At 72.1% G+C, this 25,916-nt stretch carries 23 protein-coding genes, 3 tRNA genes and 2 pseudogenes; 10 read left to right on the plus strand and 18 right to left on the minus strand.

Annotation, left to right across the window (positions count from 1 at the left end; genetic code table 11):
• Positions 1-492 precede the first annotated feature (492 nt).
• Positions 493-903, plus strand: a pseudogene (locus tag HNR25_RS07425) (hypothetical protein); the annotation flags it as partial.
• Positions 900-1,453, plus strand: a pseudogene (locus tag HNR25_RS07430) (ABC transporter ATP-binding protein). The pseudogenes HNR25_RS07425 and HNR25_RS07430, both read left to right, overlap by 4 nt.
• A 97-nt stretch (positions 1,454-1,550) precedes the next feature.
• On the opposite strand, the gene HNR25_RS07435 reads toward HNR25_RS07430, so the two are convergent.
• From HNR25_RS07435 to HNR25_RS07455, 5 genes are all read right to left on the minus strand, one after another.
• A tRNA-Met gene (locus HNR25_RS07435) sits at positions 1,551-1,627 on the minus strand.
• 145 nt (positions 1,628-1,772) lie between these two features.
• Positions 1,773-2,978, minus strand: a complete 1,206-nt coding sequence (locus tag HNR25_RS07440; RefSeq protein ID WP_184633958.1) for an ABC transporter permease — start codon at positions 2,976-2,978, stop codon at positions 1,773-1,775.
• Positions 2,975-3,769: an ABC transporter ATP-binding protein gene (locus HNR25_RS07445; RefSeq protein ID WP_184633959.1), complete on the minus strand. Its 795-nt coding sequence runs from the start codon at positions 3,767-3,769 to the stop codon at positions 2,975-2,977. Before HNR25_RS07445 ends, HNR25_RS07440 begins: the two co-directional genes overlap by 4 nt.
• On the minus strand, positions 3,766-4,992 hold the full coding sequence (locus tag HNR25_RS07450) for a peptidoglycan-binding protein (protein WP_184633960.1): 1,227 nt from the start codon (positions 4,990-4,992) through the stop codon (positions 3,766-3,768). The genes HNR25_RS07445 and HNR25_RS07450 overlap by 4 nt, the downstream gene beginning before the upstream one ends.
• Positions 4,992-5,504: a hypothetical protein gene (locus tag HNR25_RS07455; protein WP_184633961.1), complete on the minus strand. Its 513-nt coding sequence runs from the start codon at positions 5,502-5,504 to the stop codon at positions 4,992-4,994. Before HNR25_RS07455 ends, HNR25_RS07450 begins: the two co-directional genes overlap by 1 nt.
• A gap of 244 nt (positions 5,505-5,748) precedes the next feature.
• Between HNR25_RS07455 and HNR25_RS07460 the strand changes: the two genes are divergently transcribed.
• Both HNR25_RS07460 and HNR25_RS07465 read left to right on the plus strand, forming a co-directional pair.
• Entirely contained in the window at positions 5,749-6,405 is a 657-nt protein-coding gene (locus tag HNR25_RS07460) for a response regulator transcription factor (protein WP_184633962.1), read from the plus strand.
• On the plus strand, positions 6,402-7,754 hold the full coding sequence (locus HNR25_RS07465; RefSeq protein WP_184633963.1) for a sensor histidine kinase: 1,353 nt from the start codon (positions 6,402-6,404) through the stop codon (positions 7,752-7,754). The genes HNR25_RS07460 and HNR25_RS07465 overlap by 4 nt, the downstream gene beginning before the upstream one ends.
• A 76-nt stretch (positions 7,755-7,830) precedes the next feature.
• Here HNR25_RS07465 and HNR25_RS07470 read toward each other — a convergent pair.
• From HNR25_RS07470 to HNR25_RS07480, 3 genes are all read right to left on the minus strand, one after another.
• Positions 7,831-7,907, minus strand: a tRNA-Met gene (locus HNR25_RS07470).
• A gap of 260 nt (positions 7,908-8,167) precedes the next feature.
• Positions 8,168-8,244: transfer RNA gene (locus tag HNR25_RS07475), tRNA-Met, on the minus strand.
• 118 nt (positions 8,245-8,362) lie between these two features.
• Entirely contained in the window at positions 8,363-11,428 is a 3,066-nt protein-coding gene (locus HNR25_RS07480; protein ID WP_184633964.1) for a UPF0182 family membrane protein, read from the minus strand.
• Positions 11,429-11,682: 254 nt separating this feature from the next.
• Here HNR25_RS07480 and HNR25_RS07485 point away from each other — a divergent pair, with 254 nt between their 5' ends.
• Positions 11,683-12,216 carry a PPA1309 family protein gene (locus HNR25_RS07485; protein WP_312862403.1) on the plus strand — a complete coding sequence of 178 codons (534 nt, stop codon included), beginning with the start codon at positions 11,683-11,685 and terminating at the stop codon, positions 12,214-12,216.
• A 132-nt stretch (positions 12,217-12,348) separates the two neighbouring features.
• Here HNR25_RS07485 and HNR25_RS07490 read toward each other — a convergent pair whose 3' ends face one another.
• From HNR25_RS07490 to HNR25_RS07500, 3 genes are all read right to left on the minus strand, one after another.
• Positions 12,349-13,404 carry a YlbL family protein gene (locus HNR25_RS07490; RefSeq protein WP_184633965.1) on the minus strand — a complete coding sequence of 352 codons (1,056 nt, stop codon included), beginning with the start codon at positions 13,402-13,404 and terminating at the stop codon, positions 12,349-12,351.
• A gap of 69 nt (positions 13,405-13,473) precedes the next feature.
• A complete protein-coding gene (locus HNR25_RS07495) occupies positions 13,474-13,911 on the minus strand; it encodes a molybdenum cofactor biosynthesis protein MoaE (RefSeq protein ID WP_184633966.1) in 438 nt (145 codons plus the stop codon).
• Positions 13,912-13,987: 76 nt separating this feature from the next.
• Positions 13,988-15,067: an NAD-dependent epimerase/dehydratase family protein gene (locus tag HNR25_RS07500; RefSeq protein WP_184638952.1), complete on the minus strand. Its 1,080-nt coding sequence runs from the start codon at positions 15,065-15,067 to the stop codon at positions 13,988-13,990.
• A 119-nt stretch (positions 15,068-15,186) separates the two neighbouring features.
• On the opposite strand from HNR25_RS07500, the gene HNR25_RS07505 reads away from it, so the two are divergent.
• Both HNR25_RS07505 and HNR25_RS07510 read left to right on the plus strand, forming a co-directional pair.
• Positions 15,187-16,653 (plus strand): zinc-dependent metalloprotease, encoded by a 1,467-nt coding sequence (locus HNR25_RS07505; protein ID WP_184633967.1) that lies wholly within the window; start codon positions 15,187-15,189, stop codon positions 16,651-16,653.
• On the plus strand, positions 16,650-17,234 hold the full coding sequence (locus tag HNR25_RS07510) for an NUDIX hydrolase (protein WP_312862404.1): 585 nt from the start codon (positions 16,650-16,652) through the stop codon (positions 17,232-17,234). The genes HNR25_RS07505 and HNR25_RS07510 overlap by 4 nt, the downstream gene beginning before the upstream one ends.
• Before the next feature lie 16 nt (positions 17,235-17,250).
• On the opposite strand, the gene HNR25_RS07515 is transcribed toward HNR25_RS07510, so the two are convergent.
• From HNR25_RS07515 to HNR25_RS07540, 6 genes are all read right to left on the minus strand, one after another.
• Positions 17,251-17,847: a M48 metallopeptidase family protein gene (locus HNR25_RS07515; RefSeq protein WP_184633968.1), complete on the minus strand. Its 597-nt coding sequence runs from the start codon at positions 17,845-17,847 to the stop codon at positions 17,251-17,253.
• A 293-nt stretch (positions 17,848-18,140) separates the two neighbouring features.
• Positions 18,141-18,299: a hypothetical protein gene (locus tag HNR25_RS07520; RefSeq protein WP_184633969.1), complete on the minus strand. Its 159-nt coding sequence runs from the start codon at positions 18,297-18,299 to the stop codon at positions 18,141-18,143.
• An 86-nt stretch (positions 18,300-18,385) separates the two neighbouring features.
• Entirely contained in the window at positions 18,386-18,664 is a 279-nt protein-coding gene (locus HNR25_RS07525) for a WhiB family transcriptional regulator (RefSeq protein WP_184633970.1), read from the minus strand.
• Positions 18,665-18,865: 201 nt separating this feature from the next.
• Positions 18,866-19,150 carry a hypothetical protein gene (locus HNR25_RS07530; RefSeq protein ID WP_184633971.1) on the minus strand — a complete coding sequence of 95 codons (285 nt, stop codon included), beginning with the start codon at positions 19,148-19,150 and terminating at the stop codon, positions 18,866-18,868.
• A gap of 324 nt (positions 19,151-19,474) precedes the next feature.
• Positions 19,475-20,395, minus strand: a complete 921-nt coding sequence (tesB, locus tag HNR25_RS07535; RefSeq protein ID WP_184633972.1) for an acyl-CoA thioesterase II — start codon at positions 20,393-20,395, stop codon at positions 19,475-19,477.
• A complete protein-coding gene (locus tag HNR25_RS07540; RefSeq protein ID WP_184633973.1) occupies positions 20,367-22,469 on the minus strand; it encodes an ATP-dependent DNA helicase UvrD2 in 2,103 nt (700 codons plus the stop codon). Before HNR25_RS07540 ends, tesB begins: the two co-directional genes overlap by 29 nt.
• A gap of 399 nt (positions 22,470-22,868) precedes the next feature.
• Between HNR25_RS07540 and HNR25_RS07545 the strand changes: the two genes are divergently transcribed.
• The 3 genes from HNR25_RS07545 to HNR25_RS07555 all read left to right on the plus strand — a co-directional run bounded on the left by HNR25_RS07545 (position 22,869) and on the right by HNR25_RS07555 (position 24,813).
• Positions 22,869-23,132 carry a mycoredoxin gene (locus tag HNR25_RS07545; RefSeq protein WP_184633974.1) on the plus strand — a complete coding sequence of 88 codons (264 nt, stop codon included), beginning with the start codon at positions 22,869-22,871 and terminating at the stop codon, positions 23,130-23,132.
• A gap of 72 nt (positions 23,133-23,204) precedes the next feature.
• Positions 23,205-23,708, plus strand: a complete 504-nt coding sequence (locus HNR25_RS07550) for an ANTAR domain-containing protein (protein ID WP_184633975.1) — start codon at positions 23,205-23,207, stop codon at positions 23,706-23,708.
• 238 nt (positions 23,709-23,946) lie between these two features.
• Positions 23,947-24,813 (plus strand): hypothetical protein, encoded by an 867-nt coding sequence (locus tag HNR25_RS07555; RefSeq protein ID WP_184633976.1) that lies wholly within the window; start codon positions 23,947-23,949, stop codon positions 24,811-24,813.
• A gap of 61 nt (positions 24,814-24,874) precedes the next feature.
• On the opposite strand, the gene nudC is transcribed toward HNR25_RS07555, so the two are convergent.
• Positions 24,875-25,843: an NAD(+) diphosphatase gene (nudC, locus tag HNR25_RS07560; RefSeq protein ID WP_184633977.1), complete on the minus strand. Its 969-nt coding sequence runs from the start codon at positions 25,841-25,843 to the stop codon at positions 24,875-24,877.
• Positions 25,844-25,916: the final 73 nt, after the last annotated feature.

Below are 25,916 nucleotides of genomic sequence, written 5' to 3' on the forward strand. Positions count from 1 at the left end.
ATCGCTGCCCGGGGATGCCCGGGGCCGGCACCGCGGGACGCGTCAGGGGCCTTGGCCCGGAGGCGACCGCGCGCGCAGTCGGACCGGACGCCGAACGGCGAATTTCCAGCGCACCCCCGAACGCATGGCGAGAAACAAACGTACACCCCCCGCAATCGGTTTAACGGCCTCCGGCACGGCAACCGGTGACACCAGCCAAGGGGAATCCGCGTGACCGGAAAAAACGCCCATGCAAGAAAAGACCCAAAGCGCTCCCGGCAACACGTGAGTACCCTGGGGACGACACCGTCTATTCTTACTACGTCCGCTCCGACGTGTGCCGCGCATCGACGGCGGTGGGTACCACCGCGGTTCGAGACGAAGCGCCTGCCAGCTATCCGCGCGGCTTCTACCTCGTCTTCGGTCCACCGGAGAACAAGCGGGTGCTCACCGATGCCCTGGCCGAACACGGGCTGAAGCCGAGCACCGGCGGCGCGCCCACAAAGCTGTGGCATGCGTATCGAGAGCTTCAACCTGACCGGTGCCTCCGCGGTGCTGCTGCTGACGGCCATCGCCGTTTGCATCGTCGCCGTCCGCGCCCGAGCCCAGACCGTTTTCGCCCGCCACATCAGCGGCTGGACGTTCCTCGCCACGCACCGCCGATTCCTCGCAGTGGAGGCGGCCATCGCGCTCGGGTTCGTCGGCTGGTTCACGTGGGACACGCCGGCGGCACTGCAGGCGCGCCGTACAGCCGCGGGGAGGTTGAGCGAACTCACGACACCCGGTTTCGAACCGCTCTACGCAGCAGGCATCGCCGCGGTGGGACTCGCCCTTGCCGTCGGCGCGCTCGCCGTCTTCCATCGCCGCATCGTCCGCGAAGGCGCCAGCCAGGCGTGCCCCCGCTCTCCGAAGGAACACCCATGATCTCCGTGCACGAACTCGCCAAGTCCTTCGGCCGCCGCACGCTGTGGGAAGGACTCGACCTCACCGTCGACGCCGGCGAGGTGCTCGCCCTCGTCGGCACCAGCGGATCCGGCAAGACGACCCTGCTGAACTGCCTGGGCCTGCTGGAGACGCCCACATCCGGGCGGATCCTGTTCGACGGCACCGACCTCACCCGGCTCGGGCCGGGCGGCGCGGATCCACGACGGACAACGCCGGCGCGCTGGAGCGGGTCGGCCTCGCCGACCGGGAGAAGGAGAAGGTCCACCATCTCTCCGGTGGCGAGCAGCAGCGTGTCGCCCTGGCACGGCTGATGGTCGAACAGCCCTCGGTGGTCGTGGCCGACGAGCCCACCGGGGCGCTCGACAGCGCCAACGGCGCGATGGTCGTCGACGTCCTGCGCCGGATGAGCCGCGAAGGCTGCGCCGTGGTGGTCGCCACGCACAACGACGGTGTACGCGACTCCTGCGACAGGGTCTTCGACGTGCACGCGCAGGCGACGGTCGCGGGGGCCGGCGCCCCGGCGCCGTAGCCGCCGGTCCGGGGTCCGAATGCTTCCGGGACCATCCGGGAAAGAGGCGCACGGAAAACGGCCCGGTCCTCGTTTCCGAGAACCGGGCCGTTTCGATTGGTAGCGGGGACAGGATTTGAACCTGCGACCTCTGGGTTATGAGCCCAGCGAGCTACCGAACTGCTCCACCCCGCGTCGATGTGTTTCCACACTATCGTTTCGCGGTGCGCACACCAAATCGAACGACCTGCGCCGCCGCACGCCCTGCGGCACCACGCGCACCGGCACGGGTTCGGGGCCGCCCGCCGCGTCCGTGCGGACGGCCCCGAGGATCGGGCGGCTACGGCGCGGCCAGCGCCTCGGTCGGCGACAGCCGCGCGGCGCGGATCGCCGGATAGAGCCCGGCGAGGCCACCGATCACCAGCGGCGCCGCCAGAGCTCCGAGCCAGGCCCATGGCGGAATCACGGTCGGCCACCCCTGGTAGAGGGCGTAGCCCCCGGTTGCCGCCGCGCCCAGCAGCATGCCCCCGAGCCCGCCGATAGCCGACAGCAGCAGCGACTCGGCGAGGAACTGGTCGCGGATCTGTCGGCGCGTCGCGCCCAGCGACCGGCGCAGCCCGATTTCGGATCGGCGCTCCAGCACCGAAACGACCATCGTGTTGGCCACGCCGACCCCGCCCACCAGCAAGGCGACCGCGCCCAGTCCCAGCAGCAGCCCGGTGAAAGCCTGGTCGGCGGCCTGCTGGGCCGCGAGCGCATCGGAGGGCAGGGTGACGTCGACCTCGTCGGGCGCCTCCGGATTCGCTGTGGCGGCCAGAGCCGACCGCACCGCGGGGACGTCGTCGTTCGGCGAGCGCGTGTAGATGCGGGTCGGGTGGCCGCCGAAGCCGAGTTCGGCCTCGGCCGCCTCCCAGCCGACCAGCGCCGCGGTGTCCAGCTCCGGCGCCAGCGGCGCCGGTTCCAGCACCCCGATCACGGTGAACCGGGTGCCGCCGACGAGCACCCGGGCTTCGGGGCTCGCCCGCCCGATCCCCAACCGCTCCGCTGCCGACGAACCGAGCACCACGGCCGGATAGCCGTTGGTGGCCTCGTTGAGCCAGGTGCCGCTCGCCAGTTCGGCGCCGGTGGTCGCGCGCAGGTCGGTGCGCGCGGCATAGGTCGCCAGCCCGTTGGTCTCGGCCTCGTCGATCCGACCGGTGCGGTAGACGTCGGCGCCCTCCACTCGGCCGATCGCCGAGGAGGCGGTGACCGCGTCGATGCGGCCGACCATCCCTTCCGCCGCGGCGGGCAGTTCGGCGTCTTCCCCGAACAGCGTGGTGCCAGGCTGAGCGGTGAGCAGGTTGGTGCCCAGCTTGTCCAGTTCGCGGTCGAGTTCGGCGCCGGAGGAGGCGGAGATACCGACGACCCCCACCATGGCGGCGATCCCGATGGCGATACCCAGCGCCGAAAGGAACCCCCGCAGTGGCCGCGTGCGCAGTCCCACCGCGCCGACCTTCAGCATGTCGGCCGGTCCCAGTCGGGCCGGGCGCAGTTCTCGTGCGGTCATGGGCCGACCTCCCGACCGTCCGCGTCCGCGGTACCGGGCGGCTCGGCCTCCGCGCCCGCCGAAGCGCCGCCGGTCCGCCCGGCCGGTTCGGCGGAGCCCGCCGCGTCGGCACTGCCCCCGGCCGACACGGTGCACCGATCCTCCACCACCCGGCCGTCGCGCATCCGCACCTGCCGCGGCAGGGAGCCCGCGATCTCCTCGTCGTGCGTGATGACCACCACGGTTGTCCCGGCCGCGTGCAGCTCGCGCAGCAACGCCATGACACCGGCCCCCGCGACGGAGTCGAGCGCGCCGGTCGGCTCGTCGGCGAGCAGCAGCGGCGGATCCCCCGCCGCCGCGCGGGCGATGGCCACCCGCTGGCGCTCACCGCCCGACAGCTCGTGGGGGCGGTGGTTCATCCGCTGCCCCAGACCGACCCGCTCCAGCGCCGCCGCGGCGCGGGACCGCCGCTCCGGCGGCCGCCGCCCGGTGTACAGCAGGCCGTCGGCGACGTTCTCCAGCGCCGAGACACCGCCGGCCAGGTGGAACTGCTGGAAGACGAACCCGATGCGGCTCGCCCGCAGCGCCGACAACCGGGCGTCGACGAGGGCACCGGTGTCGTAGCCGTCCACGTCCACCCGCCCCGCGCTGGGCCGGTCGAGCGTGCCGAGCATGTTCAGCATCGTGGACTTGCCCGACCCGGACGGTCCGACGACGGCGAGTAGTTCGCCGCGCCCGATCTCCACCGAGACCCCGTCGAGCGCGGTGACACCGCCGGGGTAGCGCTTGTACACACCGGTGAGCGCGATCATTTCGGCACCCCTACGACGCTGCCCTCGCTGATCCCGTCTCCGGAGACCTCCACCCGGCCGTCGGCGAACAGGCCCGTCTCTACGGGGACATACGCCGAGGACGACTCATCCACCACCTCGACTCCGAATCCGCCTCCGTTCATCGCGACCAGCGCGGCGACAGGGACGGTCAGCACCTCTTCGCGGGTCTCGGCGACGAACGACGCGTCGACGGCTGCCAGCGGATACTCTGCGGCCGCACGCTCGGCCTCCTCGCCGTCGAAGGAGACGACGACCTCCACGACAGTCCGATCCTCTTCCTGCGATTCCGGGCGCACCGCGACGGCCACGTCCTCGATCCGCCCGTCGACCGACTCGCCTCCGGGCAGGGTGATCTCGACGGCGCCGCCCTCCTCGGCGAGCCGCCGGTCCTCCGGCTCCAGCTCTGCGGTAACGAGTTGCTGCGTGCCGGTGTACTCCAGTACGGGCCCGCCCGTGCGAATCCGGTCGCCTTCTTCTGCTTTGAGACTGTCGACCCGGACGGCGCCGGAGGTGAACACCACCGTGCCGAGCTCGACCGTGCCGGTCTGCTCCGTCCCGCGGTCCCGCTGCCACTCCATGACCGCGGTGGCCGTGGCCCAGGTATAGGTGCCGTCGGCGGTGAACCCCTCGTAGCCGAGTTCGCTGAGGTTGCGTTCCAACTGCCGCACGTCGGTCCCTTCGGCGCCGACCGCCAGGCGGCGGTAGGCGGGGTGGTCGCCGTACATCACGGTGACCGGGTCGGTGTCGACCTCGAACAGCGTCTCGCCGCGGCCGATCCCGGCTCCGCTCTGCGGAAGCTTCGTCAGCGTGCCGCTCTGCCGGCCGGACACCTCGGTCACAGGGCCGTAGCCCAGCTTCCCGGAGGCGGAGCGGCTGTCGGTCAAGTCCTCCTGGGTTACCTCGGTTGTGGCGGGCGGCAGACCGGCGCCGCCCTCCTCGCTCTGCGCGGGTGCGCCCGCGGTCAGGTGCACCGCCGCCGCGCCGAGCGCGACCGTCAGGACGGCGAGAGCAGCGGCCCCGGTCCACAGGCGGCGCTTCCCGCCGCGCAATGCGCATCCGGCGGAATCCGCGGCGACGCTGCGGCCGGTTCCGCCGGTGTCCCGCGTTCCGCCTTCCGCGGAGGCGGCTCCCTCGGATGCGCCGCGGACGACCGCATCCTCCGGTTCTCGGCTGCCGCCGCCTTCCGGCGTCGTATCGCGCATCACTCGCCACCGCCGGCGGTACCGGACAGGAGCGAACGGCACTCCTCGACGGCCTGGTCGAGGTCGGGGTCGTTCACGACGTCCTCATCGGCCTCGCGGGCCCCTTCACCCGATTCCGGGGCGGGGTCGGGGAACTTCTCGACCCCGTTCTCGCGCATGCACTCGGCGTACTCGGTGCGCTTCTCGGTGTCCGCGGGATCGGCGCCCGCTCCGGCGTCCCCGCCGACCCGGTACTCCTCGCAGGCCTGCACGGCCTCATCCACGTCGGACTGGTCGGTGCCCTCGTCCAGTCGGAGGCCGGCGCCGCCCTCCCCGTCCGGATCGGACATGTCCACGCCGTGCTCGCGCATGCACTCGGTGAACGCGACCCGCTTCTCGTCTCTGCTCATGCTCGGACTCGCGGACGCGTCGGCGCCGTGCTGTCCGCCCTCGGGGCCGCACCCCGCCAGGGCCAGGCCCACTGCGAGCAGCGGCACGGCCGTGCACACGCTGCGCTTCAGCCACGTTCGCATCGCACTGTCTCCTTGTCGCCGGGCCGGGGGATCCCGGCCGTTCGGGCAGCGATCGAACCGGACGGCGCGTTTCCTCCCTGTTTTCCGGCGGAGCGGACCGCACCGGATCACACCCGTACCGCGGCAGGGACACCGGGCGCCTTACACCGAGGAAACACGGCGACCGGCGATGATGGATCCCGGTTCGGGCCGCACGGCGAGACGGCGGCCTGGCGACGTTCGCGGATGGAAGGGGCTGCGGCCGATGCGGGTTCTGGTGGTCGAGGACGAACCGGTGCTGGCGCATGCTGTGGCGGAGTGGCTGCGCGAGGAGACCCACGCGGTGGACGTCGCCTACGACGGTGCGGCGGCCACCGAACAGGTCGGGGTCAACGACTACGACGTGGTGGTCCTCGACCGGGACGTGCCCGCCGTGCACGGCGACGACGTCTGCCGGTACCTTGTCGGCTCCGGCGCCGGTGCGCGGGTGCTGATGCTGACCGCCGCCGCCGGGATCAGCGACCGCGTGGACGGGCTGTCGCTGGGGGCCGACGACTACCTCGCCAAACCGTTCGCTTTCGCGGAGCTGGCGGCCCGCGTGCAGGCGCTGGGGCGGCGTTCGCGCCCCCTCGCGCCGCCGATACTGCGCGGCGCCGGTATCAGCCTCGACCCGGCGCGCCGCGAGGTCTACCGCGACGGGCGCTTTGTGCCCCTGGCCAAGAAGGAGTTCGGGGTGCTCGCCGAACTCCTGCGTGCCGAGGGGGCCGCCGTGTCGTCCGAGTACCTGCTGGAAAAGGTCTGGGACGAGTTCGCCGACCCGTTCACCCCGGCCGTGCGGCTCACCGTGATGAAACTGCGCCGCAAGATCGCCGATCCGCCGGTCATCGAAACCGTCACGGGAGTGGGGTACCGGATCCCATGAAGCCGACCGCCGTCCTGCCCCGCCGCATCTCGCTGCGCGCGCGGCTGACCCTCGTCTACACCGCCGTCTTCCTCGCCGCGGGGATGGTGCTGCTCGTCGTCACCTACGGCCTGTTCAAGCAGGAACTGGAGTCCAGTGTCCTGCTCTCCTCCCCCGGCGGGGCGACCGCGGGCCAGAACACCCCCGGCGCGTCGCTCTCGCCTCCTGCCGAGCCGGAACCAGCGCCGAGGGGCTCGGCCGCTCCTCCTGCGGAAGGCGACACGGACGCCGCCTCGACGCCGGACCCGCCCGACGGGGCCGCCCAGGAGTGGGGCGCGATCCAGCGCGCCCGGGTCGACGACGCCGCCGTCACCTCGCTGATCACCCAGGGCGCGGTCGCGCTGGTGCTGGTGGGGATCGCCGCCGCGGCTCTGGGCTGGCTGGCCGCCGGCCGAATGCTGGCGCCGCTGCGCCAGGTCACCGACACCACCCGCCGCATCGCCGCGGCACCGGCCGCCGACCGGGGGCTGCACGAACGCATCGCGCTGCGCGGCCCCGACGACGAGGTCAAAGACCTCGCCGACAACTTCGACACCATGGTCGAACGGCTGGACCGCTCTTTCGACGGCCAGCGCCGCTTCGTCGCCAACGCCTCACACGAGCTGCGCACCCCGCTGACGCTCGGGCGGGCACTGATCGAGATGGCCATGCACCGCAGGTCGGCCCCCGCCGAAGTGCAGCAGCTCGGCGCCGACCTACTGGAGGTCAACGACCGCCACGAGCGGCTGATCACCGGGCTGCTGCTGCTCGCCGCCTCCGAGAACGAGCTCGTCGAGCGCTACCCGGTCGACCTCGCCGACGTGGCCGAGCACGTGGTCGGCCAGACCGAGCAGGAGGCGCGCCAGGCCGGGGTGTCGGTGCGGAGGGAAGCCGCCCAAGCCCCGACGACCGGCGATGCGACACTGCTGGAGCGGCTGGTGCACAACCTGGTCGAGAACGGCGTCCGGCACAACGCGGCACCCGACGAGGACGCGGGGAACGCGGGCGACGACGCGGCCGGACAGGGCTGGGTCGCGGTGGTCACCCGAACCCGCGACGACGGCCCGGCCGAGGTGACGGTGTCCAACTCGGGTCCGGTGGTGCCGCCCTACGAGGTGCCGCTGCTGTTCGAGCCCTTCCGCCGCCCGGGCGCCGACCGGCTGGTTACAGCCAAGGGCGCTGGTCTGGGCCTGTCCATCGTGCGCTCGATCGCAGATGCGCACGGCGGCGAGGTCGCGGCGCATCCGCGGGAGGGCGGCGGACTCTCGGTGACGGTGACGCTGCCCGCCTACCGGTACGAGACGTCCGGGGAGCGGGCCGCGGACGTGTGAAACGCACAGGGCACCCGCCGGATACGCGAAACACGAAAAGAATCCGGCCCCGGAGAACCGGGGCCGGATTCCTCACTGGTAGCGGGGACAGGATTTGAACCTGCGACCTCTGGGTTATGAGCCCAGCGAGCTACCGAACTGCTCCACCCCGCGTCGATGTGTTTCCACACTATCGTTTCCCGGTGCGAACACCAAATCGGCTACCCCGGACCGGCACCGTATACAGGCGGCGTGACACGTCCCACCCGCCGCCGGCGAACCGCCGTATCCGACGCGGCAGGAAAGGCCGGCCCCGGATTCCCGGAATCCGGGCTCTTCTCCCCGCGGAGGCCGAAGACACCATTCGAGGGAAGCGGGAACACGAAAAACCGGTGCGGAAGGAATTTGCACTTCCCACCGCACCGGTCTGCACGTGGTAGCGGGGACAGGATTTGAACCTGCGACCTCTGGGTTATGAGCCCAGCGAGCTACCGAACTGCTCCACCCCGCGTCGATGTGTTTTCAACAGTAGCGCTTCACTGCGCGAACACCAAATCGGCTGCGGCCGACGGCCGCGGCGGAAGCCGACTCCCGCCGCGGCCGCCGGCTGCGGCGGCGACGCAGAGGGCTCAGTTCGAGTCTCCGCCGTCGCCGCCGTCTCCCGCGCCCGAGGCCTCCTCGGCGCGCTGCAGGGCGTCCTCCAGGCGCTCGTTGGCCTCGTCGTAGGCGGTGAAGTCGCCGTCCTGCAGGGCCTCGCGACCGTCCTCGTACGCCTGGGCGGCGTCCTCAAGCGCCTGGTCGACCTCGCTGGCGCTTGCGCCGCCTCCGCCGTCCTGCTGTCCGCCGTCGGAGTCGCCGTCGCCGCCGGCGTCGCCCTCGGCGCTCCCGCCGTCGCCGCCGCCCTCGTTCAGCGGCCCCTCGCCGCCCTCGAAGAGGTTGTTCAGCGCCTCCTGGAGGTTGTTGCCGATCGCGACCTCCTCGCCGAAGCCGACCGTCACCTTCTGCAGCAGCGGGTAGGAGGTCTGGCTGCCTTCGGCGCGGACGTAGAGCGGCTCGACGTAGAGCAGCCCGTCGGCGAACGGCAGAGTGAGCAGGTTGCCCCTGATGATCCGCGACTGCTCGCTCTGCTGCAGCGGCAGCAGCTCGTCGCGGATCGCGTCGTCGGCGGAGAACTGGGCCTGCACCTGGCCGGGCCCCATGACCACCGTGTCCTGGGGCAGCTTCAGGATGCGCAGCTTGCCGTAGTCGTCCTCGGCGGCGTCGCTGTTGACCGCCAGGAAGCCGGCCAGGTTCTCGCGGCCGCGCGGCACGAACGACGACGTGATGGAGAAGTCGGCGTCATCCTCGCCCGGGTAACCGATGGTCTGGCGGTAGGGCGGCTCCGGGCTGTCGCCGTCCGTGGTCGGGTCGGCGGGCACGTTCCAGAAGTCCTGGCCGCCGTAGAAAGCGTCGGCGTCGGTGATGTGGTACCGCCGCAGCATCTCCCGCTGGACCTTCATCAGGTCACCGGGGTAGCGCAGGTGCTGCTGCAGATCGTCGCTGATCTCCCCCTTCTCGGTCATCACCTCCGGGAACGCCTCCGACCAGGTCTTGAGGACCGGGTCCTGCTCGTCCCACCCGTAGAGGGTCACGGTGCCGTCGTAGGCGTCGACCGTGGCCTTGACCGAGTTGCGGATGTAGTTCACCTGGTTGCCCGGCAGCGCGTTGACGGTGTCGGTGCTCTGGGTGAACGTGTCCTCGGTCGCGTCGGAGAGGTCGATGCGCTCCGCGTAGGGGTACATGTTCGTGGTCGTGTAGGCGTCCACGACCCACTTCACGCGCCCGTCGACGATCGTCGGGTACGTCTTTCCGTCGGCGGTGAGGAACGGCGCCACCCGCTCGACGCGGTCGGAGGGGTCGCGCTCGTAGATCAGGCGCGAGTCCTCCGAGATCGCGTTGTTCAGCAGGATGTCGGGCTCCTGGTAGCGCAGCGCGTAGAGGATGCGCTTGAAGAAGTTGCCCAGGTCGACGCCGCCGTCGCCGTCGTAGCTGTTGGTGCGCTGGCCGCTTTCTTCGCCGCCGCCCTGGCCTTCGCCGCCGTTTCCGTCCTGCTGATCACCGCTCTGGGCCTGCTGGTCACCGCCCTGGCCGTCGGCCTGGGCGTCGGCGGGCGCGTTGGCGTCGTCCGGAGACGGGCTGGCCCCGGCGCCCCCGTCGGTGTCCTCGGTGGTGGTGACGTCGTCGCTGCCGCCGCCCAGCGGGTAGTCGTACTCGGGTTCGGCGTTGACGATGACGTAGTCGGCGCCCTCGCGGCCGAAGTAGATCCGCGGCTCGTACTCGCCCGTGACGTCCGACAGCTCGCCTTCGGGCGGGATGTTGTACTCGGTGAACACCGGCCGGCCCTGGTTGTCGACCTGGTTTCCGGCCGCGGCGACGATCCCGAAGCCGTGGGTGTAGACGGTGTGCCTGGTCAGCCAGTTGTCCTGGTCCTGCGGCGGACCCGACAGTTCACGGGCGGCGATGATCGTGTCGACGTTGTTGCCTTCGCCGTCGCTGTAGCGGTCGACGGCCAGCACCTCGGGGAACTGGTAGAAGCCGCGTACCTGCTGCATCTGCTGGAACGTCTGGGAGACCACCGAGGGGTCGACCAGCCGGACGCTGGGGATGGTGCTGGCCTCGTCGGCCAGCTGTTCGGCCGAGAGTTCGGTCTGCGCGTCGTAGTCGGTGACCTCGGCGTTGTCGATGCCGTAGGCGGCGCGCGTGGCTTCGATGGTGCGCTGGATGAAGGGGTTCTCCACCCGCTGCTCGTTCGGGCTGACCTGGAACTGCTGCACGATCGCCGGGTAGACGCCGCCGATCAGGATGGCCGACAGCACCAGCAGTCCGAGGCTGGCCACCGGCATCATCACGTTGCGCACGTAGATGTTGGCGAAGAACAGCAGCGCGCAGACCACCGAGATCACCGCCAGGATGATCACGGCGTACAGGACCGCGTTGACGTCGGTGTAGGAGGCGCCGAAGGTGTATCCGCGGTTGGAGAAGACCAGCCCGTACTGGTCGAGCCAGTAGGCTGCCGCGCGCAGCAGCACGAAGACGCCCAGCAGCACGGACAGCTGCACGCGGGCGGCGGGGGTGGCGCGCTGGCCCTGGCCCTGCAGCCGGACTCCGCCGTAGAGGTAGTGCACGACCACCGCGGCGATGAAGGCCAGCACCACGGCCGCGAACAGGTAGCCCAGAACCACCCGCAGGAACGGGTAGGTGAAGGTGTAGAAGGAGACGTCGCGGCCGAACTGCGGGTCCTCGACGCCGAACGACGCGCCGTTGGCGAATTGCAGGTAGGTGCCCCACTCACCGCTGGCCGAGGCTCCGGCCAACACGCCCAGACCTGCGACGACGACCCAGAAGAAGAGCTTGCGGCGGGGTTCGATCGACATCCGGTAGCGCGCCAGCCCCTGCTGTTCGGGGCTCATCGGCGGCGCGAGCGGACGGCTGCGGTAGGCGAAGTACATGCTGGCGCCGACGGCCGCGGCCATGATCAGGCCGCCGACGGCGAACATGAGCGCCTTGGTGCGCAGCTCGGTGAGGAAGACGGACGTGTACCCGACGGAGTCGAACCACAGGTAGTCGGTCCAGAAGTTCGCGGCGGTCAACAACCCCGCGACGACGACGACCACGGCTACCGCGACAGGCGCGAGCAGCCGGGATCGACGGGGCATACGCGCGGACGGTGCGCCGGGCGATCGGAAGCTCACGCCTCCCCCTCGTAGTTGGCACTGCGGGTCGGTCGGTCCGGGACCCAGGTCCCTTCGGTAAGGCAACTTATTGGGTGTTCCGGGGGTTCCCGAAACCCCGCGCCAAGCGATGACAACATGACATCGACTGTGCCTCGGTCGGGCATCGGGCACCCGTGGGCGACTTTACTCCGTCGCGGGCGCGTGTTCCGGTCTTCCCGGTCCGCCACCATGGAGGGGTGTCATTCAACATTCGCGAAGCCGTCCTGGAACTCGAGCGCCACGCCGCCGGCCAGGGCTGGGACCAGCCGGTGCGCATCTACGCGCTGGTGCCCACCACCGACCTGATGGAGCGTGAGCCCGCCCTGGCCGAGATGCTGGGGCTGACCGGCGACGTCCCCGCCGACGACCTGACCCCGGTCGAGCAGGAACCGCTGCCCGAGGGCGTGCCACTGGAGGAGGCACTGGGCAGAATGGCCTGGCCCGAGGCGGTGACCGGGTGCGCTCTGGTGATGGAGCGCCTGGTGGTGAAGGGGTCCGACGAGACGCTGGACCTGCCCGAGGGCACCGACGCGGGCGCGTGGGCGCAGAACCGGGAAGGGCGCGAGGAGGTCCGCATGGTGGCCGGTGTGCTGCGGGACGGCACCCGGCACTCGGCGATGCGGATGCGCAGCCACGACTCCGAGGACGAGGTGCTCAGCGGCGCGGATCTGGTTCCGGCGCTGACCTCGGCGCTGGCGATCACGCTCGAAGAGGAGGGCGAGGAGGGCTGACGCCTCCTGCGCCCCTGCGGCGGTTCTGCCGCCGGTTTCGGGATCCGCCGATCGGCAGCCCGGGCCGGGGGGCGCGGTGCGGCCCCGGCCCGGGCTGCGCACAGAGGCGGGCGCAGGTGCTACCGGCGCCGCTCAGTCCGGCCGGCAGCGCGGCAGGTCGCCGTCCTCGCCGGCGCGGATGGACCCGAGCGCGCCGACGGCGTCGTCGAGGGTGTCCACTTTGACCACCTCGATCTCGCCGGTGGCGGCCGATTCGAACGTCTGCGCGCAGCTTTCGCCGGCGACGAGGAAGTACTCGGCCCCCTGCTGCTGAGCGCTCACCATCTTCTGCGCGATGCCGCTGACACCGCCGACCTCGCCTTCGGCGGTGATGGTTCCGGTGCCGGCGATGCGGTTTCCGCCGGTGAGGTCTTCGGGGGTGAGCCGGTCCGTGATCCCCAGTGCGAACATCATGCCGGCGCTGGGGCCGCCGATCTCGCCGACGCTGATGTCCACGTCGAAGGGGAAGTCCATCCGGTCGGCGATGAGGATGCCGATGACGGGATCGCCGCCGTCGTCGGCCTCGGTGCCGACCTCGGCCTCGACCTCCTCGCCGTCGCGCTGGACGGTGAGCGTGACGGGGGCGCCCGGCTCGCGGTCGGCGACCAGCTCGACGGCGTCCTCCTTGTCGGCGACGGGCTCGCCGTCCACCCGGGTGATCACGTCGTCCTCGCGCAGCTCGCCCTCGGCCGGCAGGTCCTCCATCACCCGGGCGACGTAGGCGCTGGTGTCGTAGTCGACGTCCATCTGGGTCAGCGCCGCAGCGGTGGCGCGGCGCTGGGAGCTGTTCATCTCCACGGTCTGGGCTTCGGTGACCTCTTCGGCGCTGCGGTCGGGCGGGAACAGCGCTTCCTCGGGGATCACGGCCTGGGTGGGCGAAAGCCACGCGCCCAGCACCGTGAACAGGTCCATGCGCACGCCCGGACCGCCGGAGTACTGCACCGTGACCATGGAGAGCCCGCCGCCGTCGTGCTCGTAGCTCTCGGTGCCGTCGATGCGGATGATCCGCTCTCCGTCGTCTTCGCCCAGGGTGTTCAGCGCGATTCCGGGCGAGGCCACCAGATAGGGGACCGGAAGGAACACCGCTCCCGCCCCGAATCCGACCAGCAGAAGCACCGCGACGATCAGGGTCATAGCACGACGGAACATGCTGCACAGCCTAAACGGCGCAGAGCGGACCCCGGCCCGGACCCGCCGCGGGCGGCTCCGCCCGCTCGCTCACTCGGCGCCGACCCACTCCGCGGCGCCGTCGGTGAACTCCTGGTGCTTCCAGATGGGCACCTCGGCCTTGAGGTCGTCGATCAGCCGCCGGCAGGCGTCGAACGCCTCGTCGCGGTGCCCGGCGGCGGCCGCCGCCACCACGGCGGTGTCGCCGATCTCCAGGTCGCCGACCCGGTGCAGGGCGGCGACCCGCCGGACGGGGCTGCCGCCGCCGGAGACGTCGGCGACGACCCGCTCCATGACGCGCCGCATCTCGCTCTCGGCACGCGGGTGGGCGGAGTAGGCCAGGCGCGCGACGGCGCGCCCGTGGTCGTGGTCGCGGACCGTGCCGACGAAGAAGGCGGTGCCCCCGGCCCGGGGGTCGCCGACGGCGGCGACGACCTCCTCGACCGAGATCGGCGTTTCGCGCAGTCCTACCAGGCTGATGGCGTCCACAGGTGCGACGGTATCAACAGCCTCCGCCCCCGGCCCGATCCGGACCGGCGTCCCTACGCACGCCGGTCCGGCGGGGTCAGTTGCCGCGCCGCTTGCGCAGGCGGCGCACGGCGGCCGCGGTGCCGATCGCCGCCGCCGCGGCACCCGCCGCGCTGGCGGCGGTGACGGTGACCTCCTTGCGGCCGACGTTGCGGCCCACCAGCGCGGATTTGCCGCTGCGCGCATCCAGCAGCGCCTGCAGCGCTCCGGCGTTGTCGTAGGCCGGCCGCCATCCGTTCTCGCGCAGAGTCGCGCAGTCGACGACGCACGGGTAGACGAGGAACTTCAGTTCAGCGGCCGAGGCGGGGGTGATGCCCGCGCTGTGCAGCCGCTGGGTGGCCCCGAAAACCAGGTTGGCGGGCACGTCGAAGCGGCGCATCCCGGCGATCCGCTCGACCTCGGCCTGCTCCAGCGCGCCGTCGCAGCCCACGGCCAGCGCCCCGCCCTTGCCTTCGCCCCCCTGCACGGCCACGTGTTCCAGGGCGGCGGCGAGGTCGTCGACGTGGCAGAACTGCCAGCGCTGTTCGCGCCCCCGCACGGTCAGCAGCCGCGGCGCGGCGAAGTGCCGGGTGAGCGCGGTGTCCAGGCCCGGGCCCACCAGCGGCGCGGGCCGCACCACCGTCACCGAGAGCCCGGGGTGGGAGCGGCGGGCGCGGCAGGCGAGGTCCTCGATCTCCACCCAGTCGCCGACCAGTCCGGGCCCCGTCTCGGTGCGGACTTCGGAGTCCTCGGGCATCGGCACGGGGTTGTCGGGGTCGGCGCCGTGGACCATGGTGCTGGTCAGCAGCACGACCCGGGGGACACGCTGAGCCGCGGCCGAGGTCAGCACGGTCTGGGCGGCGCGCACATTGTCGGCGCGCCGCTGCTTGGGCGGGGTCTGCAGCGTGCGGTCGTCGTCGGCGTGCACGAGCACGTCCACGCCCGGCAGGCAGGCCGCCAACTGCGGGTCGCGGACGTCGGCGGTGCACCAGGTGGCGCCCACCGGAGCGCTCGCGGCCTCGTCCTCGCTGCCCCCGATCGCCACGATTTCGGAGACGGCCCCGGAACCCACAGCCGTGACCAGGCGTTCCACCAGGAGACGCCCGATACCCTCGGCGGCTCCGGTGACAGCTACCACCGGCGCGCGGGGGTGCGCGCTGTGCTGTGGGCGAACCTGGCTGGTTTCGGTATTCACTCCGGGCGGCTCCCAGCTAACGTGACAGTGGAGACACACCTAATCCTGCCTGAGGTCTAATCGTGAGCGACCTTCCATTTGGTTTCAGCATGCCGAACGACCCCGACGACGAGTCCGGGCGCCGATCGGGCGACTCCGGTTCGGGCGCCGGGAGCGGCGGCCCAGGCGGTGGCGGCCCCGGCGGCGGCGAGCCGGGCATGCCGGGCGGCTTCCCGTTCGGCGATCCGCAACAGATGGCGCAGATGCTGCGCCAGTTCGCCGACATGATGGCGTCCCAGTCCCCGCCCGGTGAGCAGCAGCAGTCCGAGTCCACTTCGGTGAACTGGGACATGGCCAAGAACATCGCCCGGCACGCGGTCTCGCAGAAGGGCGACTCCAGTGTCGGCGCGCACGGCTACGCGAAGATCCAGGAGTCCCTGCGCCTGGCCGACCTGTGGACCAACGAGGCCACGGCGCTGCCGTCGGGCGTGCACACCATGCAGGCGTGGAGCCGGTCGGAGTGGATCGAGAAGACCATGCCGACCTGGTCGAAGCTGTGCGAGCCGCTGACCCGGCGGCTGGTGGAGTCCATGGGCCAGAACCTGCCCGAGGAGATGCAGTCCATGGCCGGCCCGCTGATGGGCATGGTGCGCCAGATGGGCGGCATGCTCGTCGGCCAGCAGGCCGGCCAGGCCATCGGCGAGCTCGCCGGCGAGGTGGTGGGCTCCACCGACGTCGGCCTGCCGCTGGCGGGCGAGGGAACCGCGGCGCTGCTGCCCGACGGTGTCGCCGCCTGGGGCGAGGGTCTGGGCATCCCCGAGGACGAGATCCGGCTCTACCTGGCCGCCCGCGAGGTCGCGCTGCACCGGCTGTTCGGGCACGTCCCGTGGCTGCGCGGGCACGTGTTCAGCCTGGTCGAAGAGTACGCCCGGGGCATGTCCTTCGACATGAGCGGACTGGAGGAGAAGCTCGGCCAGGTCGACATCGCCAATCCCGAAGCGCTGCAGGAGATCCTCGCGGGCAGTGAGGGCGAAGGCCTGTTCCAGCCGCAGGACACCCCGCAGCAGAAGGCGTCCCTGGCGCGCTTGGAGACGGCGCTGGCGCTGGTCGAGGGCTGGCTGTCGGTCGTGGTCGACGCCGCGGTCGCCGAGCGGTTGCCGCAGTCGGCGGCGCTGGCCGAGGCCACCCGCCGCCGCCGGGCCACCGGCGGCCCCGCCGAGCACACCTTCGCCACCCTGGTGGGGCTGGAGCTGCGGCCGCGGCGGCTGCGCGACGCCGCGGCGCTGTGGAGCGCGCTGGAGGAGGCCCGCGGTGTCGCCGGGCGCGACGCCGTGTGGGAGCACCCCGACCTGATGCCGTCGAGCGACGACCTGGACGACCCCGAGGGGTTCGTGCACGGCCGCAGCGGCTCCGAGGCCGACGGGATCGACATCAGCCAGTTCACCGGCGAGTCCGCCGACGCCCCGGAGGAGTCCTCGGGCGACGAACGGGCCGGGGGCGACGACGGCGGAAACCCCGGCTCGGGCGGCTCGGGCGGAGGTTCCGCGTGAGCGCGACCGGGCTGCACGGCAGCGCCCGGCGCGAACTCGCCGGCTGGGAGGCGCCCGATTCCGCGCAGGACGAGCTGCGCCGCTCCTACCTGGAGCACCTCGACCGCCATCCCGACGCGGTATCACGCGCCTGCCTGCCCGGCCACCTGACCGCCAGCGCCGCGATCGTCGACCCCGGCGGCACGCGCGCGGTACTGGTCCTGCACCGCAAGATCGGCAAGTGGCTCCAGACCGGCGGCCACTGCGAGGAGGGCGACCGCTCCCTGGGAGAGACCGCCCTCCGCGAAGCCGCCGAGGAGTCGGGGCTGAGCGGCCTGCGGCTGTTGGAGGGCCCGGTGCGGCTGGACCGGCACCGGGTCGGCTGCGGCGGCGGCACCTGGCACCTGGATGTGCAGTACGCGGTGGTCGCCGAGGACGAGGGCGCCGTGCTGTCCCGCGACGCCGCCGAGTCGGCGGATCTGGGCTGGTTCGGCGTGCAGGGCGTTCCCGAACCCACCGACGAGGCCTGCCGGATACTCGTGCGCACGGCGGCCCAGGCGGTGCACGCCGAGGGGGACCGCGGCCGGGCCGGCCGCGCCTGACCAGGACACCCGCGGGTCAGGCCCGGTCGGAGCGGTCGAGCCCGGACGAGACGTCGCCGCCGTCGTCGTCGACGTCGTCCTCTTCGGCGACCTCGGCGCTGCTGCCGTCCTCCAGGCGCGGGGCCGCGCTGACGCCTTCGAGGTAGCCGCGGGCGCGCTCGGCTTTGGGGTAGCGGTGCACCAGGTCCCAGAACTCCTGGCCGTGGTGCGGGATGATCAGGTGCACAAGCTCGTGCACCAGGACGTAGTCGACCACCCACGGCGGCATGCCGGACAGCCGGCGCGACAGGCGGATGGATCCGTTCTCGGGTGTGCACGAACCCCAGCGGGTCTGCTGGTTGTCGACCCAGCGCACGCTGGCGGGGCGGGTGAGGCCTTCGAGGTAGCGGTCGGCGAGGTCGAGCGCGCGGGACTGCAGCGACTCGTCGTCGGGCCGGCGGCGCTCCTCGCGTGCCTCTAGCCGCTCCAGCATGCTCTCGACCCAGCGCTTCTCTTCGGCGCGGGAGAACGAGGCGGGCACGAGGACGACCGTCTTGTCCCCGTCGCGGTAGGCCGACACCGTGCGCTGCCGGCGGGGACTCCGGCGTACCTCGACCTTCGTGTTCTGAGGCACAGATTCACGGTAGCTCAGAGCGCCCGGACGACACAGGGCCGCAGCGCGACTTTTTGGTCCTTATCGGAAGCGATCACCCGTCCTGTCCTGCGGCGCGGGAGCGGGAACCACCACGTCCCGCGGTGACCTGCGGCCCTCGACCGCGGAATCCGATGGCCGGATGCGGTCGGCGCACACGTCGCGGTGCGCCCCGGGCGGGCCGGTCGTGACGGGTGGCGCACGGCCGTGTCGTGTCCGGGGCGCAACACGGGCGGGGCCGGCCGCGGCGGGCCGGCCGGCCCCGCAGGAGGACGTCAACACAGGCGTGACCACGACACATCCATGATCAGGCTTTCGGCGCGGTCGCGCTCGCGCCGCTCGGCGCGCAGCCGGCGGGCCGAAATGCGGCGGCGCTGCCGGTCGCGCCGGCGGTCGACGTCCGTCCGCAGGTTGACGAGCTCGTAGAACAGCATGGCGATCCAGTCCTTCTCGCAAGTTCGTTCCGGTGGTGCGGGTGCGGAGATCCGCCGTCGGGCGGCGGCGAAGCCGCGGCGGCCGGTCAGGCCGCCACGGGCTCGGCGTTCTTCCGGGGACGGCCGCGCGGACGCTTCTGCGGCACGACCTTTCCGGAGACGAGGAGCTGGCCGCCCCAGACACCCCACGGCTCCCCGCGGTCGAGGGCGTCGGCCAGGCACTGCTCACGGACCGGGCAGTCCGCGCAGATCGCCTTGGCCGCCTCGACGTCCGCCGGTGCCTCGGCGAAGAAGAGGTCGGGGTCCTGCCGGCACGGGATCTCGATCCCGCCGAAACTCGACGTCTCCAGGACCGACGCAAGCATCGGTGTCCTCCCTGATCTGTGGTGTCGAACGCGGTTGGCGGCTACATCGGCCGGACGTGCGCGTCCGGCCCCGGGGCCAGGACCGGCGATCGGCGGAGACACGCACGGGGCCCGCCCGAAAGGCGGTCTCCACTGAAGATCAAAATGGCCGCGGCCCCGATGTGGGGTCCGCGGCCACGGGGAAGACACCCGGCCGTTGGTCTAGGCCGGTATGCCCCGTGGACACTCCCCCACGACGCCCTTCGGGCGCGGGGTTCCTGCTGCGAGCTCGGTTTCCAGTCGGCTGATATCCGCGGTACGGGCGACGCGCGCATAGCTGCGCCCGTGCTCGGTACCGGGACGCATCCGGACGGCGCGGTGGGCGATGGCCCGGGCACACGTCCACTGCGGCTCAGCACACATGGCGCCGCTGCGCGCGGTGCCCCGGGACACAGCGACGGACTCGCCGGACACGACGACGGAACCGTGCTGGATGTTGTCGATCATTTGATGGGACACCTCCTCTCGGATCGGGCCGCGGACTCTCGTCCGCCGCCTGCGCGGGCGCTGACGGAGTCAACACTAGAGTGGCGCCGCTACGAGCGGCAACCGATTTTTGACCAGGCGCTTCGTCCGGACTCGGCCACCGGGCCGGGGGAATCGCCGGCGCACGGCCGACGTTGGAATCGGACCGCCCGGCCCGGTCGGGGGCCGGGGCCGCATCGAGCGGGGAGCGGGTCAGAGAGCCGGCGTCCCGGATACAGCCCGCACGCGGTGGGACCGCGGGCCGCGGACCCGCCGCGGTACCCGCGGCGGGTCGGAAGCGAACGGTCAGGACTCTCCGGATCCGTCGGAGTCGACGACGCGCAGCAGTCCTTCCTGCACCACCGAGCACACCAGATCGCCGTCGCGGGTGAACACCTGGCCGCGCGCGAGGCCGCGTGCGCCGCCGGCGGCGGGGGTCTCCTGAGCGTAGAGCAGCCAGTCGTCGGCGCGGAAGGGCCGATGGAACCACATGGCGTGGTCCAGGCTCGCCATGGAGATACCGGAGAACGTGCGCCCGTGGCGCAGAAGCACGGTGTCGAGCAGCGTCATGTCCGACGCGTAGGTCATCAGGCACACGTGCAGCATCGGGTCGTCGGGCAAGCTGCCGTCGACGCGCAGCCACACCAGGTTGTCGGTGGTGCTCAGGCTGGGATCGCGCTCGACCTCGAAGGACAGCGGGCCCACCGGGCGCAGGTCGATCGGGTGCCAGCTGGCGAAGCGCGGCACCCGCCCGAACGCGCTGTAGAGCCGCTCGCGCATGCTCGGCAGCTCCTCCGGGCCGGGAGCCTCGGGCATCCCGACGCGGTGCTCCAGGCCCGGTTCGTCCTTGTGGAACGACGCCGACAGCGTGAAGATCGCCTTTCCGTGCTGGACCGCGGTGACGCGTCGCGTGGTGAAGGAGCGGCCGTCGCGGACCCGGTCGACGTCGTAGACGATCGGCACCGAGGGGTCGCCGGGGCGGATGAAGTAGGCGTGCAGCGAGTGCACGCGGCGGTCCTCGGGCACCGTGCGGCCCGCGGCCACCAGGGCCTGGCCGGCGACCTGCCCGCCGAAGACCCGCTGCGGCCCGCCGTCGGGGCTGCGGCCGCGGAAGATGTTGTCCTCGATGCGCTCCAGGTCGAGGATCTCCAGCAGACCGGCCACGGACTGGCCTTTCCGGGCCGGAGGCGCGGAGGTGTCAGTCGGCCTGCTCTGTGCGTCCCCCATGGGGCACTCCTTCTCGGTACTCGGCGGCGGGTTCGTCGCCTGCGCAAAGGGCCAGCACCGCATCACCGTAGCGTTCCAGCTTGACGGCCCCCACCCCGGACAGGCGCGAGAGCGCGGCCTTGTCGGCCGGAACGTGCTCGGCGACGGCCTGCAGAGTGGCGTCGGTGAAGATCACATAGGCGGGGATCCGCTGCTCCTCGGCCACGCCGCGCCGCCACGCCTTGAGCCGCTCCAGCAGCGCCTCGTCGTAGTCGGCCGGGCAGTCGGCGCACCGCGCGAGCTTGCGTTCGGCGGCCCCGGTGAGGGTGTTCCCGCAGATCCGGCAGCACACGAGCTTGGCCTGGCGGCGGTTCTCGCGGTTGGCCAGGGACGGCGATGCCGGCCGCAGGCCGTCCAGGAAGCGCGACGGCTTGCGGGACTTGCGGCCGCCGGGCGAGCGGGCCAGCGCCCAGGACAGCGAGAGGTGCTCGCGGGCGCGGGTGACGCCGACGTAGAACAGCCGGCGCTCCTCTTCGACCTGGTCGGCGGACTCGGCGAAGATGATCGGCATCAGCCCTTCGGTCAGCCCTACGAGGAACACCGCGTCCCACTCCAGGCCCTTGGCCGAGTGCAGGGAGGCCAGTGTGACGCCCTCGTACTCGGGGGCGTGCTCGGTGGCCACGCGGGCCTCCAGCTCCTCGACGAAGTCGCCCATGGAGGCGCCGGGCCGCGCCCCGGCGATGTCCTCGGCCAGTTGCGCCAGCGCCGCCAGCGACTCCCAGCGCTCGCGGGCCTGCCGGCCCTCGGGCGGTTCGGGGGTCAGGCCCAGGGGCGCGAGGATGTCGCGCACCGTCTGCGCGAGAGGGTCCGAGCCGCCTCCCTGGCGGGCGCCGCGGAGGGTGTGCACGGCCTGGCGGATCTCGGGGCGCTCGAAGAAGCGGGTGGCGCCGCGCACGGTGTAGGCCACCCCGGCGTCGGCGAGCGCCTGCTCGTAGGCCGCCGACTGGGCGTTGGTGCGGAACAGCACGGCGATCTCGCGCGCGGGGACCCCGGAGTCGATCAGCGCCCCGATCCTGCGGGCCACCGACGTCGCCTCGGCGGGCTCGTCGTCGTACTCGGTGTAGATGGGGTCGGGGCCGTCGGGGCGCTGGGCCGCCAGCTCCAGCCGGTGCTCGGCCGCCGGGCCGCGGGCGTGCTTGAGCACGCCGTTGGCCACGCCCACCACCTGCGGGGTGGAGCGGTAGTCGCGGACCAGGCGCACGACGGTGGCGTGCGGATAGGCGGCCGAGAACCCGGTGAGGTAGCCGGGGGTCGCTCCGGCGAAGGAGTAGACGGTCTGGTTGGGGTCGCCTACCACGCAGACGTCGTCGCGGTCGCCCAGCCAGGCGTCCAGTAGCAGCTTCTGCAGCGGGTTGACGTCCTGGAACTCGTCGACGACGAAGTAGCGGTACTGGGCGCGGACCCGCTCGGCGATCTGGGGGTTCTCCACGATCATGGCCGCGGTCAGCTCCAGCATCGACTCGAAGTCGAGCAGGTTGCGGTCGCGGCACTGCTCCTCGTAGGCCTCGTAGACGCGGGCCACGTCGTGGACGGGCATGGGCGCGGTGCGGCCGATTTTGGCGATGGACTTCTCGTAGTCGGTCGGGCGCACCTGGGTGGACTTGGACCACTCGATCTCGCCGGCGAGGTCCCGCAGACCCGTGCGGTCCAGCTGCAGCCCGCAGGCGTGCGCGGCGCGCGAGACCTCCTGGATCTTGCTTTCGACGAGGGTGGGCATCGGGCCGCCGACCGCCTGCGGCCAGAAGTAGGAGAGCTGGCGCACGGCCGCGGAGTGGAAGGTGCGCGCCTGCACGCGCGGCGCTCCCAGCGAGCGCAGCCGGCCGCGCATCTCACCGGCGGCGCGGGTGGTGAAGGTCACCGCGAGGATCTGCTGTTCGGCGGCGACGCCGCCGGCGACCGCATGCGCGATGCGGTGGGTGATGGCGCGGGTCTTACCGGTGCCGGCTCCGGCCAGGATGCACACGGGTCCGCGCAGGGCGCGCGCCGCCTCGAGCTGTTCGGGGTCGAGCCCTTCCAGCACGCGGTCGGGGTCCATGCTTGCGCCTCCATTCCGCTCCGGCCCGGCGCCGGGGGCGCCGGCGGGCCGTGGGGTTCGGGTCGTGACGGCTCGGGGTGTCTGCGGCCGACCGCGGCCGCGCCGGTCACATCCGTCCTCTCAGTCTCTCAAGTCTCGGGGCCCGCCGCGTCCGGAGGAAGACCGGCCGGACCGGTTGTGGACGGACCCGGCGCCCACGGCGGGCTCCGCGGGTCCGGACGGCCGCAACCGGCCGCGGCCCTTCCGGAACCGGGGGCGGCCCCGTCGCGTCCCAGCCGGCACGAAGCTGCGGCGGGGAAGCTCCGGGCCGTGCGCGGCGTTGGGAATGACGCGTTCCACGCTGCCCCGGCGGATCCGGCAGAATGTCGCGACCCGCCCCTACGGTTAGGAGACGGTGCGATGACCACCCAGACCGGCGGTCCGATCACCATGTACACGACGCCCTGGTGCGGCTTCTGCAAGCGGTTGAAGAGCCAGCTGGGGCGTGAAGGCGTCGGGGTCGACGAGGTCGACATCGAGCGGGATCCCGATGCCGCCGACTACGTCATGCAGGTCAACGGCGGCAACCAGACCGTTCCGACCGTGGTCTTCGCCGACGGATCGGCGATGACCAACCCGTCGCTGAACCAAGTCAAGGAGAAGCTCGCGGCGTCGGTCTCGTGACCGACCGGCACGCCGCACCAGGCCGCCGCCCGGACGGGCGGCGGCCGCCGCCCGTCACGGGGGAGTGAGGATATGGGGAAAGACGCGACACCCGACACCGCGTCCGCTGCGGCCGCCGAGACCGGCGCACCGGGCGTGGTCGAGCGGACACCGGCGGGATGGCGCGTGCACACCGGCGAGGAGCTGGGCGACCTGCTCAACGCCATGGTGCTCGCCGATCTGCTGGCCGCCGAGCACCGCGGGCCCGGCCCCGCACCCGCTCCGTCCGCTCCCCCGCGGGCGTCGGGAGACGAGGACGAATCCGCGCGCCTGCGGCTGACCGTGGCTCAGCTGGAACACGCGCTGAACACTCGGGTCGTCACCGAACAGGCCATCGGCGTGCTCGCCGAGCGCCACGGCATGACTCCGCGCAAGGCCTTCGAGCTGCTGCGCTCGACCGCGCGTTCGCGCGGGCGCAAAGTCGCCGACATGGCCCGCGAAGTGGTGTCCAGCAGCACCAACCCGCTGACCGCGCTTCCCGGCGAGCTCGCCGCCGAGGGCGCCGCCGCCCGGACCTCCGCGCGCCGCGACGGCTGACCGGCGCGCTCCTCCTCCCCGCCGGTGCCTCACCGCGCACCTGCCGACCGCGCCGGCAGCACGGAGAATCCGCCCCTCCGAATGCGGCGCTGCAACAGTTCCCGGATCCGGACACCCCGAATTCACCCGCAATGCGCGGATCCGGATCCGGATCCGGACGATCAGAATCCGGCACCGAAAACCGTCGCACTGCCGCAGGATTACCCGCCCCATACGGCAGGTCGCTACTGTTCCCGCCATGGTTGGCTATAATCACGAACTTCCGGTTCTGTTCCTGCAGTACCGGCCGGACACCGCGCCACAGATCCTGCGCGAGGTGGACGCGTCGCAACTCCCCAAATACCATCGCTCCGAGATCGGATGCACCGATCTCAGTAGTTTCCCTATCAAGGAACACAAAGCGGACGCGGTGACGGTCCTCTACCGGGAGGACGACACGAAGCTGCTGGCCATCGTCACCGAGATCCAGCTCCGCACCAGCGAGGAAAAGCGCTACACGTGGCCGCAGTACGTGACGAACCTGCGGGAGAAGCTGCGCTGCCCGGTCCAGTTGCTCGTGGTCTGCCCCGATATGCACACCACCGAGTGGGCGCGCGGATTGTTCGATATCGAAACCGACAAATTCGCCCTTATTCACATCGTCGTGGGCCCGGACAACATGCCGGTGGTCGACGACCCCGAGAAGGCGCGGCGGCACCCGGAAGTCGCGGTGCTGTCTGCGGCCGCGCACGGCGACAGCACCGACGTCCTCGACGCGGCGCAGGCCGCACTGGATGCCGTTTCCCCGGACCGGGTCGAGTACTACTATGACTACATCGTGTCGAACCTCAGCACGGCGGCACGAGAACACTGGGAGGCAAGGATGGAGACGTTGACCTACGGCTGGCAGCACGACGTCCGCAGCAAGTGGGCGCAGGAAGGCCGTGACGAGGGCCGCGCCGAGGCCGCGGCCCGGCACGTCGTGGCCCTGCTGGAGACCCGCGGGATCGCCCTCACCGACGAGCAGCGCGCCGCCGTCCGCGACTGCACCGACGCCGAACTGCTCGACACCTGGTTCGACCGCGCCCTCACCGCCGCCGCGGCCGAAGACGTCTTCACCGACTGAGGGCCGCTGTGGTGACCGGCCTCCGCAGCGGCCGCGGCCCGGCCGGTGCTCATGCCGGTACTCACCACTCCCCGGGCAGTTCGCCCCCGTACCAGTGCTCGATGAGTTTGCGGGCGATGGAGACCGACCCCGGCAGCAGTACCTCGCCCGACTCCGCCGCCTGGCGCAGGGCCGGGCGGCTGAACCAGCGGGCGTGGGAGATCTCCTGCTCGTCGGTGCGCTCCGCCCGCCCCGTGGCTCGGGCGGTGTAGCCCAGCATGAGGCTGCGCGGGAACGGCCAGGGCTGCGATCCCTGGTAGCGGGGGCCGGTCACGGTCACGCCGACCTCTTCGGCGACCTCGCGCACCACGGCCTGCTCCAACGACTCCCCCGGCTCGACGAACCCGGCGAGCACGGAGTAGCGCCCGTCGGGCCAGCGCGGGTTGTGCCCCAGCAGGCACTCCTCGACGCCGTCGACCTCGCGGTGCACCAGCATGATCACCGCCGGATCCGTGCGCGGGTAGTTCTCCGTGCCTTCGCGTGTGCACACCCGCAGATGGCCGGCCCCGGCCGGGGCGGCGGGCGCCCCGCAGGCCGGGCAGAAGCGGTGCGTCGCGTTCCAGTGGGCCAGCGCGACGGCGCGGGTGAACAGGCCCGAGTCGCGGTCGTCCAGCAGCGCGCCCACCTCGCGCAGCGATGCGGGCTCGGCTCCGGGGGGTTCGGGGGCCGGGGCGCCGGCACCGGCCAGGACCGCGAAGTAGGCGCATCCGGAGTCGTCGGCGCCGAGCAGGTAGCGCTCCCCTTCGGGCGCCTGCTCGGGTGCGCAGAACACCAGGCGCGGGCCCTCGGGGCCGTCGGACACCGGGGCGCGGGAGCGGCGGCCCATCCGGCTGCGGTGGTCCTCGGCGCCGGGATCGCCGTCGTGCAGGACCAGCACCCGGGTGTCGGGGTCGGCCCAGGCCTTGTCCAGCCACGCGTCGTCGCCGCGCCGGTGGCCGGCCGGATCGATCGTCCCGCGGGAGAGCGCCGGGATCTCGTCTGAGGAAAGCATCGGTTCTTCTTATCGTAGGCAGGCGGTGGGAGGGGGCGACCCCCGGGGCGCCGCCCGCGGACGCTCGGGTCGG

This window comes from Streptomonospora salina, from assembly GCF_014204715.1.
Lineage (GTDB): Bacteria > Actinomycetota > Actinomycetes > Streptosporangiales > Streptosporangiaceae > Streptomonospora > Streptomonospora salina.

Bases quoted from the DNA above. Each gene is read 5' to 3' on its own strand.
- HNR25_RS07480 (WP_184633964.1), bottom strand. From the start codon at position 11,428: ATGCCCCGTCGATCCCGGCTGCTCGCGCCTGTCGCGGTAGCCGTGGTC.
- HNR25_RS07525 (WP_184633970.1), bottom strand. From the start codon at position 18,664: ATGCTTGCGTCGGTCCTGGAGACGTCGAGTTTCGGCGGGATCGAGATC.
- HNR25_RS07455 (WP_184633961.1), bottom strand. From the start codon at position 5,504: ATGCGAACGTGGCTGAAGCGCAGCGTGTGCACGGCCGTGCCGCTGCTC.
- HNR25_RS07550 (WP_184633975.1), top strand. From the start codon at position 23,205: ATGGGGAAAGACGCGACACCCGACACCGCGTCCGCTGCGGCCGCCGAG.
- HNR25_RS07545 (WP_184633974.1), top strand. From the start codon at position 22,869: ATGACCACCCAGACCGGCGGTCCGATCACCATGTACACGACGCCCTGG.
- HNR25_RS07530 (WP_184633971.1), bottom strand. From the start codon at position 19,150: ATGATCGACAACATCCAGCACGGTTCCGTCGTCGTGTCCGGCGAGTCC.
- nudC (WP_184633977.1), bottom strand. From the start codon at position 25,843: ATGCTTTCCTCAGACGAGATCCCGGCGCTCTCCCGCGGGACGATCGAT.
- HNR25_RS07520 (WP_184633969.1), bottom strand. From the start codon at position 18,299: ATGCTGTTCTACGAGCTCGTCAACCTGCGGACGGACGTCGACCGCCGG.
- HNR25_RS07490 (WP_184633965.1), bottom strand. From the start codon at position 13,404: ATGTTCCGTCGTGCTATGACCCTGATCGTCGCGGTGCTTCTGCTGGTC.
- HNR25_RS07555 (WP_184633976.1), top strand. From the start codon at position 23,947: ATGGTTGGCTATAATCACGAACTTCCGGTTCTGTTCCTGCAGTACCGG.
- HNR25_RS07465 (WP_184633963.1), top strand. From the start codon at position 6,402: ATGAAGCCGACCGCCGTCCTGCCCCGCCGCATCTCGCTGCGCGCGCGG.
- HNR25_RS07540 (WP_184633973.1), bottom strand. From the start codon at position 22,469: ATGGACCCCGACCGCGTGCTGGAAGGGCTCGACCCCGAACAGCTCGAG.
- HNR25_RS07440 (WP_184633958.1), bottom strand. From the start codon at position 2,978: ATGACCGCACGAGAACTGCGCCCGGCCCGACTGGGACCGGCCGACATG.
- tesB (WP_184633972.1), bottom strand. From the start codon at position 20,395: ATGGGGGACGCACAGAGCAGGCCGACTGACACCTCCGCGCCTCCGGCC.
- HNR25_RS07450 (WP_184633960.1), bottom strand. From the start codon at position 4,992: ATGCGCGATACGACGCCGGAAGGCGGCGGCAGCCGAGAACCGGAGGAT.
- HNR25_RS07460 (WP_184633962.1), top strand. From the start codon at position 5,749: ATGCGGGTTCTGGTGGTCGAGGACGAACCGGTGCTGGCGCATGCTGTG.
- HNR25_RS07445 (WP_184633959.1), bottom strand. From the start codon at position 3,769: ATGATCGCGCTCACCGGTGTGTACAAGCGCTACCCCGGCGGTGTCACC.